General features: G+C 42.0%; 13 protein-coding genes and 1 tRNA gene. 9 read left to right on the top strand and 5 right to left on the bottom strand.

The genetic code is table 11. The annotated features are described in order from the left end of the window. Nucleotides 1-16 precede the first annotated feature (16 nt). The 8 genes from NCWK1_RS30565 to NCWK1_RS02870 all read left to right on the top strand — a co-directional run bounded on the left by NCWK1_RS30565 (nt 17) and on the right by NCWK1_RS02870 (nt 7,779). Nucleotides 17-226, top strand: coding sequence for a ribbon-helix-helix domain-containing protein (locus NCWK1_RS30565; RefSeq protein WP_146033932.1), 210 nt, complete (start codon nt 17-19; stop codon nt 224-226). After that, nucleotides 226-3,276, top strand: coding sequence for a hypothetical protein (locus NCWK1_RS02895; RefSeq protein WP_103123651.1), 3,051 nt, complete (start codon nt 226-228; stop codon nt 3,274-3,276). Before NCWK1_RS30565 ends, NCWK1_RS02895 begins: the two co-directional genes overlap by 1 nt. A gap of 88 nt (nt 3,277-3,364) precedes the next feature. After that, nucleotides 3,365-4,039, top strand: coding sequence for a hypothetical protein (locus NCWK1_RS02890; RefSeq protein ID WP_103123650.1), 675 nt, complete (start codon nt 3,365-3,367; stop codon nt 4,037-4,039). Then, complete coding sequence (locus NCWK1_RS02885; protein WP_103123649.1) at nt 4,033-4,254, top strand: hypothetical protein; 222 nt, start codon at nt 4,033-4,035, stop codon at nt 4,252-4,254. The genes NCWK1_RS02890 and NCWK1_RS02885 overlap by 7 nt, the downstream gene beginning before the upstream one ends. A 157-nt stretch (nt 4,255-4,411) precedes the next feature. Beyond that, nucleotides 4,412-4,570 carry a hypothetical protein gene (locus tag NCWK1_RS29320; protein ID WP_187308032.1) on the top strand — a complete coding sequence of 53 codons (159 nt, stop codon included), beginning with the start codon at nt 4,412-4,414 and terminating at the stop codon, nt 4,568-4,570. Between the two features lie 181 nt (nt 4,571-4,751). Beyond that, entirely contained in the window at nt 4,752-6,842 is a 2,091-nt protein-coding gene (locus NCWK1_RS02880; protein WP_103123648.1) for a virulence-associated E family protein, read from the top strand. A 455-nt stretch (nt 6,843-7,297) separates the two neighbouring features. After that, nucleotides 7,298-7,582 carry a hypothetical protein gene (locus NCWK1_RS02875; protein WP_103123647.1) on the top strand — a complete coding sequence of 95 codons (285 nt, stop codon included), beginning with the start codon at nt 7,298-7,300 and terminating at the stop codon, nt 7,580-7,582. A gap of 125 nt (nt 7,583-7,707) precedes the next feature. Beyond that, a tRNA-Cys gene (locus NCWK1_RS02870) sits at nt 7,708-7,779 on the top strand. Nucleotides 7,780-8,031: 252 nt separating this feature from the next. Here NCWK1_RS02870 and NCWK1_RS02865 read toward each other — a convergent pair. From NCWK1_RS02865 to NCWK1_RS02845, 5 genes are all read right to left on the bottom strand, one after another. Next, entirely contained in the window at nt 8,032-8,874 is an 843-nt protein-coding gene (locus tag NCWK1_RS02865; RefSeq protein WP_103123646.1) for a tetratricopeptide repeat protein, read from the bottom strand. Nucleotides 8,875-9,119: 245 nt separating this feature from the next. Next, a complete protein-coding gene (locus NCWK1_RS02860) occupies nt 9,120-10,040 on the bottom strand; it encodes a ribonuclease D (RefSeq protein WP_103123645.1) in 921 nt (306 codons plus the stop codon). Nucleotides 10,041-10,238: 198 nt separating this feature from the next. Then, a complete protein-coding gene (locus NCWK1_RS02855; RefSeq protein WP_096580347.1) occupies nt 10,239-10,712 on the bottom strand; it encodes a TspO/MBR family protein in 474 nt (157 codons plus the stop codon). A gap of 342 nt (nt 10,713-11,054) precedes the next feature. Next, nucleotides 11,055-11,993, bottom strand: a complete 939-nt coding sequence (locus tag NCWK1_RS29835) for a DUF6174 domain-containing protein (protein ID WP_222838759.1) — start codon at nt 11,991-11,993, stop codon at nt 11,055-11,057. A 314-nt stretch (nt 11,994-12,307) separates the two neighbouring features. Next, nucleotides 12,308-13,042 carry a phosphoadenylyl-sulfate reductase gene (locus NCWK1_RS02845; RefSeq protein WP_103123644.1) on the bottom strand — a complete coding sequence of 245 codons (735 nt, stop codon included), beginning with the start codon at nt 13,040-13,042 and terminating at the stop codon, nt 12,308-12,310. Nucleotides 13,043-13,386: 344 nt separating this feature from the next. Between NCWK1_RS02845 and NCWK1_RS02840 the strand changes: the two genes are divergently transcribed. Beyond that, the gene (locus NCWK1_RS02840) at nt 13,387-14,496 is read left to right on the top strand and encodes a DNA cytosine methyltransferase (RefSeq protein ID WP_103123643.1); all 1,110 of its coding nucleotides are present in this window, start codon (nt 13,387-13,389) and stop codon (nt 14,494-14,496) included. Nucleotides 14,497-14,507 lie beyond the last annotated feature (11 nt).

Here is a 14,507-nt window from a genome sequence, read left to right as displayed (position 1 = left end):
CCACTATTACTTATGTATGCCCCCAAATAACAGGAGACACATGGAAGACAAAAGTAATCACGTTGTGAAAGCTTACGTTAACGACGAACTATACAAGCTGATAACTGAAGAGAGTGAGAAAACAAAGATAAGCGTGAGTTCACTTCTAACCATAGCCATAGTCAAGTTGCTCGAAGATTACGAATACAGACCAGCTAACTTCACACAAAAGAGAGGTGCTATCTAATGGGTCTGATTAACGAAAGCCAGCGAGACAAAGCCCAAGTGCAGCCAACTCAGGGCAAACTACCAAAAGTTAACGCTGCACAAGTAGAAAAAGAAGTGCCAGTAGTAGACGGAGTACAGCAGCCTGTAGAGTTTTCTGCTGAAAGCGCAAATGTACAACCACAGCCGCAACCGACAGAAGGACTGAGTAATGCTGTACCAACAGAAGCTAACCTACCAGTACCAGCAAACATAGGTTTATCTGAAGACACGCTACAAGAGCAGTTCGCCAATACTTCAGACACACCCCTTAGCAATCAGCAGTTCAGAAGTGAACTTAACCCAAACCCTAGGACAAGTGAACTCTCTCCGCTAGAGCAAACTATCGGTTCACCATTCGGCACACAGGAGCCTCCAGAACTCCCAGGCTTAAGCACACCACCAGTTAACCAACCCATAACTGTACCAGAGCTAACTAGCCTGTACTCTCCTGTAAAAGAGCAAGGCTTATCTCCGTATGCTCCACAAGTAGTAAACTCACAATTGCCTACTATATACGAGACAACACCTAGTTCTAACGCGTTATCTGCCGCTAACAGACTGTTTGCCCAAGAAGTTAACCGTTACACAGCGGAACAGCAGCAAACTGAAGTAGACAATCTTTCTAAAGTAAAATTTGCACAACAAGCTTTAGACACTTTAGCTAACACACCCGACGTAGATAAACCTTGGCGTAGTTCGTTTACTGGGTTCTTAAGTGATGTGTTCTTTGGCAGTGAACAAGCGAGGAAGAGAACTGAGCAAGGTAACTTTAGCCCACTAGCTGGGGAGTTTGGTAGACAAGGCGCGGGTGTAGGTGGTTTTCTTAAGTACGCCCTTAACTCTACGATTAACATTCCTCTAGCAATCTACGGTGAGAAACGTAAGCAAGACTACCAAGCCATAGAAGACTTAAGAAAAGCAGGTGTTAACATTGCTCGGTACAGCCCAGATAGAGACCCGTTAGTTGGCTTTAACGTAGACGCAGCTAACCAACAAGGTAATCTGATAGGGAGAGCGTTAACTGGTGATGATGTTGGCGATACAAACGACCCGAAAGCGAGTACTAGCACCAACACAGGCAGAGTTTTCTATAGTCCACGCAGACAAGAAGGGCAGAAGTTCTACGAAGACCCGCTTGGTTTGGCTATAGAGGTCGGTGTGAACCTGTTTAACCCTGTCGATGAAGCTAACCTAGTTGGGCGGGCTATCGGCGAGGGCGTAGGGTTTGCTGCAAAGAAAGCTGGACAAGTAATCTTCAGAAGGAACGCACCCAAGATTACAGGACTATCGTCCGCGCAAAGCGCCACACAGGAAGTCACACAAGCAGTAGTAAAAGAAACACCAGAGATAGCACCAGTTTACAGAAGCATTCCTTCTGCACCAGCAGCAGCAAACCCAGTCAAGATTACTAGAGTCGAGAACGGAAGTGCAACAGTCAGCCAACGTCTAGTCCCTCCAGTGTTCGACCCCTCACTCGTACCTCCAGCTAACTTAAAGCCCGTGTTACCAGTACCGAAGTCTAACCCTGCTTCTGTTGTCTTAGAAGTTGGCATTGGTTCACCTGGGTTAAGGTTATCTGAGTTAGGTTCTCTAGAGTTAAGACCGTACAAAACTATAGTCAACCAACTCCAGACCAGTAAGCCACAGCTACTAGAGACATACACAGGCAAAACTTGGGAAGAACTTAAAGACCACCTAGCCCAGTTCTCGGACGTTGACGTTAGTGAGCTTGGGGTAGTTGGTAGTAAGTTAACTGATGAAGCAAACGTACTTACTAAAGACGATTTGGCAACCGCAGCAGAAGAACTAGCAGCATACAAGCAGTTAACAGAAGTACCACTCCAGCGACTAGATGATTACTTCGGAGAGACTGTTGACTTTGGAAGGAAAGCAGATGAAGGCTTGGGCTTAAGAAGATACACACTAGATGAAGTGGACGACATTCTTTCTAACGGTGGCTTACCTAACTTCCACCCAAAAGCACTAGACAGCTTACCAGAAGCTTTCAGTAAACTATTGCGGGCTGGAGACTATGAGAGGTTTACTGAAGCTTTGGGCAGGGCTGGAGAGAACGTAGGAGAGACATTAGCCAAGCTGACGGATGCTCACAACCTTATCTTAAGTACACCAGTGCCAGTTAACGCGGTCAAGCCTACCAAAGCTCTCACTCAGTTACCTTCAGATTTGTATCACGGTACAGCTTTAGCAGACTTTAACCCTAGCTATAACTTATCTATCTTTGGTAGTCGTGGTGAACTAGGCAGTGGACTCTATCTAACCAACAGCAAACAGATTGCCAGTGATTATGCTCTAGCTCGTGTGTCTGAGAACGTTAACCCGCAAACTCTTGACCTAGACTTATCTCCTGGTGTTTACCAACTTCAGTCAACGTTGGAGAGAACGCTAGACGCTAGAGCAAGTATACCAAGTAACGATGTGTTCTTCAGAGAACTGAGTGTTGGTCTACCTGAAGAATTGCAAGCACCACTGAAGCAAGCCCTTAGTAAAGGCAAGACGACCACTTACAACGGTTATCTAACCAAACTAGAGGCAAGTCTACCCAAAGCTAACTTACAGCCTTCAGAAGACACGCTACAAAGCTTACAGACAACCGTTAGCAATAACTTAAGGAGACTAGGTTACGATAGCGTCTACGACAGCAAGTCTGGGTTCGCTCTAGTGTTGGATGAAACTAAGGTTAGCAGCACAAGTGTACAGAAGCTACCTTCACCGACCGCAGACTTAGCAGCTATCGCCCGCTACAACGCCGACGCTTACGCAAGTAAATACTATCCCAACAGGTTAACTACAGACGCAAACTTAAGGGACAGTACAACTAAGGTTCTAAACCAACTGAGAGCCAGAGTTGACGAGAAGTTAGGTGAAGTTCAACAGCAGCTAATAGACAGGTTAGATGAGGTTGACGGAATACTGCCTAAGTTAACTGAAGATGTGGCGCAAACAACCAGTAAACCAAAGTCAGCACAAGAAGCCTTACAAGAGTTGGGCGATGACTTTGGGTGTGGCTAAAAGATTACACACACAGAAAACAATAGTCCACGCTGCTTGTAGGCAAACGTGGACTTAAGTAAAACAAGAGGAATGAGGAGGACACAAAGTGAAAGATAGTGGGCAAGAAGAAATCACAGTAACGTTTACAAGAGTAGACAGCCGCGTGAACATCATCAGTAGAGAACAGTTTACCGAAGACCAGAACAAGCGCAAGATTCCAAGTTATCTGAAGTACAAAGACCTACAACGTTATGCCCAAACCTACCAGCGATCGCACAGGCTCGAATGTTATCTAGCACACCAACTTAGAAAACTTGGCTTAGACGCTGAAGTTCTCCCAAGCAAAGCAGATGGTAACACCAAAGCAAAGCAAGCAGACATAATCATTAGCACACCAAACGGGCAGAAGTTAGCTTTAGAGGTAAAAGAAGCTAGATACAAAGGATGCACGCTTGGCTTGCCAATATCTGATGGAACGGACGGTTACAGTAGATTACCAAAGTCCCTCATCATAGACAGCTGTAGCAGTTGGGATGCAAAGGTTAGAGCCTGCGAGAGAAGAGGTGAGGTTCTCTTAGGCTGTGTTGTCTTGGCTCCCATTGGCAGAATTTCAGACGATGAGTTTACAGTTCTTGGCTCTGTCTACTGCCCGGCAGACTTAAGCGATGGCTGGGTGATAGAAGAGACGAGCAACCGAGGACGTTGGTATGAAGCTTATGTGTGCGAAAGAAAAGACATGAGAACGTTATCTGATTTGGTAAACGAGGTGAAAACATGGTGAACAGAAGCAGACCAAGCCAAAAGTTAACCGAAGAAGCTAGGCAGGAATTATCTTTACACCTAGCAGCCAACCCTACACCTAATAACAGTGCGTTTGCATTTGCTTCTTGGCTTCTGTGGTGTGTGCGCTGGAGTGAATTAAGCAAAGAGCAAGCAAAGGCAGTGTTAACAGAAGCTATTCAGCAGTTGACAGAGGTGAGAGATACGCTGTGCTGACTTTGGGTGAGAGGCTGAAGTTAGAGTAAGCGTGTGCCAGTAAACAAAGTGTCCACCATAAGTACATTTCAGCCTTTAAGCCTACTCTAGTCGTCCCACTATCTATCTAGTAGCAGCCTCAGAAGGCTAGACACACTCACAATGGAGAACCCAAGGTATGAAGATTGACAAATGGAGATACGGCACAAGAATGCAAGTCTACATGAGAACGCAAGAAGAAGTAGATAGCTACAAGCAAGCAGCAGCCGCAAGACAAATGACTCTCAGCCAACTTGTACGAACAGCACTCGATGAATACTTAGCCAAAGCTAACTAGCACAAAGGAGAACACGAGGATGGAAACACTAGTTATTTGTCTACTTTTAGTTAACTTCGGTCTATCTTTTGTCTTCGACAGATAACCAAACCAAAGCACACAAACCAAAAAGTCAGCCAAGGCTGCAACCAAAGCTGACTTCTACACAAACTACACAAGCTGGCTTAAAGGAGCCAAACTTATGACAACTATTACTACAATTGTAAACCAAACTCTAGAATACCTGCAAGCAGAGGCTTTCATTAGTCTTATTAGTGGGTGCGAGTCGGCTGAAGTAACCTTCCAAACGTTCGATGACAGCGCACAGAAAGACCGTAGTTTAGCTCATAGTTGGCACGATACTTTAGCGAACAGTTGGAACAGATTACAGAGGTTAAACGAACAGGGCGCGGGTGTATTCGTAACCGTGCAAACCACAGACGGCTCAGGCAATCGTAAGCTAGAGAACATAACCAAAGTAAGAGCGCTCTTTGTTGACTGTGACAATGGCACACCTGAAAGCTACCATTTGCAACCCAGCCTGATAGTCTCTACCTCTGCCAACAAATGTCATGCTTATTGGCTTATGTCTGAACCTCTGGAAGCGTCAGCCGAACTATTCAGAGGTTTGCAAGAAAGACTGATAGCGCACTACAGAAGTGATAAGGCAGTCAAGGATTTGCCTCGTGTAATGCGTCTACCTGGGTTGTTCCACAAGAAAGGAGAGCCTAAGTTAGTAACTATCAGTGAGGCTTCAGGCACTCGGTACACAGTAGACGAAATCATGTCTGGGCTACCAGAGTTAGCAGTAGCAAAGCCAAAACCAAAGCCAACCACCAAACCACAATACACTCTAGATTTCTTGGGTGAACAACCAACAAACGGAGACTTCAGAGAAACTCTAGAACGCTTTGCAAACAAACTGAAGCAAGCTAAGGAAGGTGAACGTAATAGCACACTGAACACCATTAAGTACACGCTTGCTGGCTTGTTCCCAGATAAGTTAGCTGAGATTGACAACTGTCTGTTTACTGTTGCTACTGACTGCTTAGGTCTGTCTGAAGAAGAAACCAGAGCAACGTTAGCAAGCGCGAACGCAGGAGCCAACAAGCCGATTACACTGAACTTAGGTAAAGGAGGCAGGAGCAAAGGCAATCAGATGAGGCAAGAGCTTGCAGAGTTCTTTGGTGATGATTTGCAGTGGAACGAAATGGAGAACAAGCTAAGGTTTAGGGGTCAACACATGAGTATGCAGAAGCTACAGGAGTTAGCAGAGCAGGAGTTAGACAGAGATTACCCCGATAGTAAGTTCGAGCGTTTTACCGTTGTCTATGCCGAAGAACGTCCTTATCACCCAGTTAGAGTTTACTTGCAGAGTCTCACTCCTGTTGCTGATGCTTACTCTGTCAACCCTATCTTAAGCGCGTTTTTCCAAGTTATCGGAGTTGACAACAAGCTACACAGGACTTACTTCACACGCTGGTTAATTTCTGCTGTAGCTCGTGCGCTTAACCCTGGCTGCAAGGCGGATAATGCTTTAGTTCTCCAAGGACGACAAGACCTTGGTAAGACCACACTATTTCAGGATATCTTTAGTAAACCGTTTTTCCAGACAGTAGGTGAGCATAAGAGCCAAGTAGACGAAATCCTTAGTATGCACAATAGTTGGTGTTGTGAATACGGAGAAATAGAGAATTGTTTAACCCAAAAAGATATCGCAAGTGTTAAAGCCTTTCTTAGTAAAGAAGACGACTTGTTCAGACGACCGTATGGTGACGCAAGCGAACGTTATTCTAGGTCTTTTGTTATCGCTGGCACTACTAACAAGACTGAATTTCTGAAAGACAGCACAGGCAACCGAAGATTCTGGGTAGTGAACATTAATCAGCAAGTAGACAGGAAAGCAGTACAGCAGATGCGAGATGACATCTGGAGTGCGATTCTAAGGCTGTACTTGGATGGTGAACAATGGGAACTGACAGCTAGTGAAAAGCTAATGTCTGCTGATGATACAGCCCAATATGAGCAAGAATCTCCGTGGACAGAACGCATTTCTGCTTATATGGCTGGTTACAATCCCTGTACCTTAGCTGACATTATGGAAAACGCACTAGGCTTTGACACAAGCAGGCTGAACGACCGAAAGGCACAGATGGAGGTAGGCGCAGTGTTAACCAAACTAGGAGCGACTAAGCGCAGAGTTGGGCAGAAGAAGACAACGTACTGGTCTTTGCCTGGGTTAGAACAGCTAACCAGTGACGACGTGAAGACCACATACGAAGAAGTTTACTAGAATCACACCCAAATAATCAGACACCAGTTGGCGCGAGTTGGCTGGTGTTTCTTTTGTCTACTTAATTTCCTCTGGTCAGAGGATAACTCTAGCCCTGACTAAGGTGGACATACCTGACGTACCTATAGAGGTGTGTCCACTTAGGTATGCCAGCCTGAAACGTATGTATAGCAAGGGTTTTACTAAGGTAGACATACCTGGACATACCTGACGTACCTTTGCACACATTTCTATGAAAACCTAGGATGACAACAACAACAGTAGACATACAGTGCTTTCCCAAATAATCTTCTAAAAGGTATGGGGAGGTATGTACGTATGTCCACCTTGGGTTAGAACGTAGACATAGCAAGCATTCCAGGGTGGACATACCTTAGCAAAGTGGACATACCTTAGCTTCACCGAACTCAGCAGTATAATCAGATGGTTACACCAAAGCAGGCTTAAGCATACCTATGAAAACCTTAGCTTATGTTGTTACTACTGCTATCGTTGTTCACTTAACTACGGTCTACGTCATAACCAAGCAAGCACAGGAGGAAACAAAACCAGAGTTTGCTTCTACTTTAGAGATGTGTAATCTTATCTACGGTAAAGAAACCAAAGAAAGATATGGTGAATTAACTAAAGAAATACAAGCTGAACTTATTTCACGGATGAGAACAAATTCTACTGCTGATGAGTGGAAAGACTTTAACAAGCATTGTCTCACTCAGCACATCCAGCAACCAACAAAGTAATCTCTCTGGGTTACTTTGTTGCAAGGTGAAATTTGGTGAGCTATATTAGTTAAGCTAGTGTTTTGACTCCTAGTTGGCTCCTGAAAACTCAGAAGTAAACAAGGAAAACGCCAGATAACAAGTACGGCGACATAGCCAAGTGGTAAGGCAGAGGTCTGCAAAACCTTTATCCCCCGGTTCAAATCCGGGTGTCGCCTTTAAGGCTTTCAGCCTTCAAAAGGGAAACTAAATAACCAGACTTAGGTAACTTGATATTAAAACTGAAAGTCAGAGGGTAGGACTAGACGTTGTTCTAGGGTAAGCTAGACAAATCTCTCATTACCTTGTTATTTATATAACCCTAAAGTTTACCCTAGATGATGAAGTGTATACCCTATACTCTTGCGGAATTGGAATATACGCAACAGGTCAAGTTGGCGGTTGTCCTGGTTATTTTGGGTTAATGTATCCTATTGCCCAAGTTCCTGAATGTTATTCATTACTTGTTGATACAAGTCGTTATTACCTTGACGTTGTAATATGGCTGCGGCTTGTTCTAAATCTTTGATTGCACCTTGTTTATCTCCTTGGGCTGCACGAGCATTACCTCGATTATTGTAAGCAGGTGCAAAATTAGGATTCAGGCGTATAGCTTCATTATAATCTGATATGGCTCCCTGTTTATCTCCCTTGGTGGCGCGAGCGTTGCCTCGGTTATTATAGGCGATCGCATATCTGGGATTTAAGATAATAGCTTGGTCGTAGTCATCAAGGGAACCGTCTTTTTCGCCGATGGCTGCACGGGCGTTGGCGCGGTTATTATAAGCTTCTGCATAGTTGGGTGAGAGCTTAATCGCTTGGGTATAATCGGCGATCGCACCTCGATTATCTCCGAGGGAGGCGCGGGCGTTTCCTCGACTGTTAAAGGCTTCCGCATCGTTGGGAGATAAGCGCAGCGCATCGTTATAATCGGCGATCGCTTTTTGCTTGTCTCCCGTATCAAAATAGGCGAGTCCTCGTCCTTTGTAGGCAGCACTGTAGTCAGGGTTGAGGTTTAGTGCTTTAGTATAAGATGCGATCGCTCCTTGTAAGTCGCCTTTGAGGTGTTGATTTTGTCCTTGAAGATACAGTGTTCCAGCTTGTGAGGTTTTAATGGTACGGCGGCTAGGTGGAGTGAAGCCTATTTCTGTCACCAGCACATTCTTGTCTCGATTACAAGAGACAAGAGTCATTGCACTCAAGACAGTCAGCACAACTATAGTCAATGTTTTTTTCACCTTCACCCGCTTTTGCTCCCATAACCGCAGCTTCATAAGTTGCTTTCCACCAGCATTCCACCTAGATTTAATTAGCACCCGATTTAATTAATTTTGGAATTTAGATGTGTAATGTCAATTAACACACTTTACTGATATTCCCTAGGTTTAATAACGGTTATCTCTGGACTTAACCGGGAAATTTATTAACTTTTTGTCTTCTATGGGGTGATTTAAGGGTAATTAATTATACTTAAAAATGTTATTATTAATAATAATTATGTGAAAGTTAGCGCTCTACTTTACTCATCCTCACTATTACTTTCCTGATTTTTAGGAGTTAGTCTCAAAGAATTAGATGTATCTATTTCTACAGATAATTGTTCTAAATTTTCACCTAAATCTTTCTGTAGCTTCTGAGTTAAGGTAATCGGAAAATCAAAATTTAATCCTTGATTTTGTACCAGTCTTGCGAGTTCTAAAAACTGTGCTTTTACGGTTTTACGTTCATAAGCAGTCAACTTAAAGAAAGATGTTTCTGATACATTTTGAGCCTGCATAGCTTTTTTAATTCGCTCTTGCAAATGCTCAAATTCAGAATTTAATAGCTTCCACTGCTCTTCTATTTGTGTATATCTTACATTGAGAGCTATTAAATCTTCTGCTTCTGGATGCGGATTACCTGCTGATTGTAATTCTAACAAACGTTTATGCACTTGAGCAAGATAAATGCAGTCGAGATAAGCGTAATCTATTTGTTCTTCGGTTAAAGGTCTTTGTCTCCAATCGCTAGTTTGTGCTTGTTTATCAATATAGTGAAAGTTACACAAAACAGTCGCTAGAGTTTTTAGTTGATAGTTAGGTACTGGCAAAAGATAGTAAGGTATTTTTTTCGCTAGTTCTAACGTACAAGTAATATTTTCAGCTTTTTTATTGCCGAGGAACTTTACATCATAACTTGCATTATGAAATACTTTTTCTATATCTGGATTGACCATAATTTGCTCAATAAAATTAGCTACCAAATCAGGCTGATCTAGGACATCCAAAAGGAAAACGCGCTCGCCACTCATATCTTCAGGATCATCTAATACTTGAATCAGCGATAATCTGGGCTTACGGCTGTTATAGTCAGCTACTTCTGTATCTATCCAGATGGTTTTAGCCTTGGTATATTCAGCAATGATTTGATAAATTTTATTGGCGGTAGTCAGGTAGGGCATTATTAAGATTTATTTTAGTTTTTCTTGAATATTTATACTATTAATTAAGGAGGGTGGGCATTTTTAGTCAAGTACTCAGTTAAACTAGAATATCGGAGTAAATGACTCTCTTTAACTGTAGTTTAATCCCATCCTCACGAGCAAAAGCTACGATTTTACGCACAGATTCCTGCCTAATTTTTTTGAGAGCATTTATACTTAGGCATCTTGAGGATTAAGATTGATCATCTCCCAAGTAGTATAAGTACCAATGGGACTCCAAAGTAGAAAGGGTACTAATAACAATGCTGCCCAACCAGAAACAGGTAAGACAGCAAGAGTTAATATAATTCCAATAATAAAACCTGCACCACCGATAATTGTGCCGGCTTGAAGACTCCGCAGCCAAAACATCACAGGTGTATAGGCAATAATAGCAATTTCTAAAATTAAATATAAACTCATCAACAACCAAGTGGCTCTGCTTCCTGGGTTAGTTTCCCAGACAATATAAGCCGACCAAGCACCACAAATAAAAATCACACTCCAGATAATAGGAATTGCTGCTTCAAAAGTTAGCCATCTCGGTCTTTGTAAGCGCTTGAACCACTGGCGATCGCGCGGCTGAATTAAATTAGCACCCAAAGCAACTAATATTGCCACGCCCCCAATTATCATCCATGATTTAATCATGACCTTATTCCTTGTAATTACTGCATATCGCTGAGATATGACCGTTTATAGTGTGATTTTGTCAATCTAGTTACTCAATACTCATCATCCCTGAGTCTGATATCGTATCCGGTTAAAGGCTTATCATTTAGACAGCAGGGGAGAGGATTTGACTATTTATGCACACTTACCTGGAATTATGACCGATCGCTCAGAGATATTTTTGTTTATCCAGGCTTGATGGCAAAATAAAAGGGACGTAAATTTATACGTCCCTAATGATCATAAGAGCAGAGTGTAGGGATGCAGAACCCCTATACTCCTATATCCAGTCTCAACAGATAATCTACTCTGTGCAAGACCTTACTTCAATGGTTCTAGATTACTAATAGTGAGATATAGTTCTTCATCAGCAACTTGTTGGTTGTAATCAATATTGATTTGGGTTGGGTAGCCAAATTTAGGATCATATTTGACGGTGAGACTAGATGCTTTTTTGGCGATCGCGTCGTCAATTATCCCAAACAGTTTCGGAATTGAATTATATTGTCGGAATAATTCTGCATCAACTGGTTCATTGTTGTTGACAGGCGTAATAGAAGCAACTTGACCATTCCGGACTGTAATGACTACTGGCTGAGTTGCTTTAGGTACGCAAAAACAACTCCTGCTAAATGTAAAGCGATAATTAGTCAACCTTTGCTGATTCCATAATTGGCGGTTAACTTTTAGTTGCGTGGAATTTGAGTCATTTGGATTTGGTGTTTGTTCATTTTTTGATCCAATCCAGCGCTGAGAATTCACAACAGCATCTATTTTATTTTCTAATGCTGTTAGTGCTTGCGGCGCATTAGGTGAACCGAGATAATGATTCACAGTTTTCTGCTGTCTACCAAGAGTGAGAGAAGTAATTGCTGAAGGTAAATCTGTCGGACCACCTTGATAGTTACTGGGTAAAGAGAAATAATTGACCTTATCAAATTCTGCAACTAATCTTCTCACAGCTTGCGGACTAATTTTAGCAGTTCGCTTACCTACAACTTTCACAAAACGCTCTCCTTCGTAGACAACTCTACCATCAGGAAATATAGTAATTGTATAAATTGGGCAAGCACCAAAACACGCAGTTCTCTGCAAAGTAATAATACCTGAACGCAGCTTTTTAGTATTTTTATTGAAGATTTGTTGTGAAGAGTTCTGTGCAGTTAGTTGTGGTAACTGTACTGTAGACTGCGCTAAAACTTGGGCATTAAAAATTAAAGATACAAGTAATCCTGTACCGATTACGATAGGCGATCGCATATAAATTCTTGATAAACTAATGTATTAGTCTTACAGACAGGACTAATTACAAAAAGTTTCCTATGCTGGGTTATGTACCTAACATCAACAGGTAATAGCATTATCTGAAAATAGACAGACTTAGCTGTCTGACTCTGAGATAATTTGAGTATTTAGTAACGGGAACATCTCACTTTTTTGAATGTCATTGCGTAGGCGTTAGCCTTCCCATTCGCGTAGGGGATACGCAATGACAGTTATTATCTCGTTGCTAAATCAAAACTGGGATGCACCTCAGCGCAAGGACTTGCGCCCCTACAGTGTGGCTTCACTTACTATTTTTGTAAGTTCCCTAGGTGCAGACCGCACTCTTTAGCCGTAGCTTCTTCCCACCACCAGCGACCTTCACGTTCATGCTGGTTTGGTAAAACAGGTCTGGTACAGGGTTCGCAACCAATACTGATAAAACCGCGCTCGTGTAATTTGTTGTAAGGTACATCTAAAGCGCGAATATATTCCCACACTTGGGCGGAAGACCAGTTGGCTAAGGGGTTGAACTTAATTAACTGATGGTCTTCGGTAGAAAATGCGGTATCAAGTTCAATTACAGGAATATGGTTGCGTGTGCTGGGACTTTGGTCTTTACGCTGTCCTGTCACCCAAGCATCAAGAGTATTTAGCTTGCGGCGTAATGGTCTAACTTTACGAACAGCACAGCATTCTTTATGCCCATCTTGATAAAAGCTGAATAATCCTTTTTCTTCTACCAAGGCTTGTACTTCTGCGGCATCGGGGAACATTACTTCTAACTTAATGCCATAATGTTCTCTAACTTTATCCAAGAACTGGTATGTTTCAGGGTGTAAGCGCCCAGTATCGAGGGTAAAAACCCGGAAGTTTTTGGTGATTTTGGAAGCAATATCAATTAAAACAACATCTTCAGCACCACTGAAGGAAATTGCCATATTGTCAAAAGTGTCCAAGGCCAATTTCAGAATTTCTCTTGGTGATTTTTGACTATATTCTGCTTCTATAGCAGCAATATTTAAATCTGTATGGGCGGCTACCATGTCGGAATATTCTCTTCTCTCTGAACCTGAATTTTACCAATTTAAGATGCTGTTATACCAATTCTCTACAACAAAATACGGAAATCACTCCAGCGAGTTGAGACAAAAATGATGCGATCGCCTCAAATAATACAAGCTAAATATCTATAACAATCCTAAATTGAACGAGTTAAAGCCGTGCATTTACTATATAATTAAGTATTATACTTTACTTAGTATCAAGTACTTTATCTCTTTATTTAGCAACCCCAGAGTATTTTAGGCGATCGCTCTAGTTAGAATAATTCATTAGCCAATAATCTACCTTCAATTGGTTCATACTCATCTTGTAGTAATCAACTTCTATGGTAAAAGCACAACCTATCGCTATTGATTTGTTCTCTGGGGCTGGTGGTTTTGGTTTAGGATTCGAGATGGCAGGTTTCTCTGTACCTCTATCTGTTGAAATCGACGCTTGGGCTTGTGATACTCTGCGCTACAATCACCCTAATATGATGGTGATTCAACAAGATATTCGTGAGTTAAACACAGCAAATAGTATTAAAGATATTTTTATTTTTCAGCCTGATGTAGTTATTGGTGGGCCGCCATGTCAAGGTTTTAGCATTGCTGGCCCCGCACAAAAAGATCCTAAAGACCCTAGAAATAGTCTTTTCCTTAACTTCGCTCAGTGGATTAGTTTCCTCCAACCTACAGCTTTTGTGATGGAGAATGTTAAAGGACTACTCTCAAGAAAAAATATTGAAGGCATAAAGGTAATAGATATTATTAAGAAAACTTTTGAAGAAGTTGGATATTTTGTGGAAGTATGGTTAATAAATGCGGCTGAGTATGGTGTACCGCAAATCAGGGAACGTATCTTTATTGTTGGCAATAAAAAAGGTAAGAAATTAGGTATTCCGCCAAAAACACATTCTTTGGATTTATCTAATGTAAATAGCATTCAGTTATCAATGATTGATACTATAAGCTTGCATCCAGCCCTAACTTTATGGGATGCAATCTCAGATTTACCACCACTTAAAACCAGTGAAGGTGTAGAGGAACAACCATACATTTCACAAGCCCAAAATGACTATCAAAGATGGATACGACATGATAGTCAAACTCTTTATAATCATGTAGCAATGGAACATTCTGCGAGACTTGTAGAACGTTTCAAACATATCAAATGGGGCGAATCGAGTTCAGATGTGCCAAAAGAGCATAGAGCTAGACGGCGTAATGGAAATGGTGAAATATCTGAAACAAGTTATGACCAGAATAACCGAAGGCTAAATCCGTATAAACCGTCACACACAATAGCAGCTTCATTTTATGCCAATTTTATTCATCCTTTCCAACATCGTAATTTGACGGCTCGTGAAGGCGCACGTATTCAATCTTTTCCAGACAATTATCGTTTTTTAGGGAAGAAGACGGTGGTATCTCACAAGTTAAGTAGAACGACTTAAAAAAACCAAAC

It is taken from the genome of Nostoc cycadae WK-1 (genome assembly GCF_002897135.1).
Taxonomy (GTDB): Bacteria; Cyanobacteriota; Cyanobacteriia; order Cyanobacteriales; family Nostocaceae; genus Nostoc_B.
This window is presented reverse-complemented; position numbering and strand designations above follow the sequence as displayed.

Coding starts and splice junctions, on each gene's coding strand:
- NCWK1_RS30565 (WP_146033932.1), top strand. CDS start 17: ATGCCCCCAAATAACAGGAGACACATGGAAGACAAAAGTAATCACGTT.
- NCWK1_RS02895 (WP_103123651.1), top strand. CDS start 226: ATGGGTCTGATTAACGAAAGCCAGCGAGACAAAGCCCAAGTGCAGCCA.
- NCWK1_RS02885 (WP_103123649.1), top strand. CDS start 4,033: ATGGTGAACAGAAGCAGACCAAGCCAAAAGTTAACCGAAGAAGCTAGG.
- NCWK1_RS29320 (WP_187308032.1), top strand. CDS start 4,412: ATGAAGATTGACAAATGGAGATACGGCACAAGAATGCAAGTCTACATG.
- NCWK1_RS02880 (WP_103123648.1), top strand. CDS start 4,752: ATGACAACTATTACTACAATTGTAAACCAAACTCTAGAATACCTGCAA.
- NCWK1_RS02875 (WP_103123647.1), top strand. CDS start 7,298: ATGAAAACCTTAGCTTATGTTGTTACTACTGCTATCGTTGTTCACTTA.
- NCWK1_RS02865 (WP_103123646.1), bottom strand. CDS start 8,874: ATGAAGCTGCGGTTATGGGAGCAAAAGCGGGTGAAGGTGAAAAAAACA.
- NCWK1_RS02860 (WP_103123645.1), bottom strand. CDS start 10,040: ATGCCCTACCTGACTACCGCCAATAAAATTTATCAAATCATTGCTGAA.
- NCWK1_RS02855 (WP_096580347.1), bottom strand. CDS start 10,712: ATGATTAAATCATGGATGATAATTGGGGGCGTGGCAATATTAGTTGCT.
- NCWK1_RS29835 (WP_222838759.1), bottom strand. CDS start 11,993: ATGCGATCGCCTATCGTAATCGGTACAGGATTACTTGTATCTTTAATT.
- NCWK1_RS02845 (WP_103123644.1), bottom strand. CDS start 13,042: ATGGTAGCCGCCCATACAGATTTAAATATTGCTGCTATAGAAGCAGAA.
- NCWK1_RS02840 (WP_103123643.1), top strand. CDS start 13,387: ATGGTAAAAGCACAACCTATCGCTATTGATTTGTTCTCTGGGGCTGGT.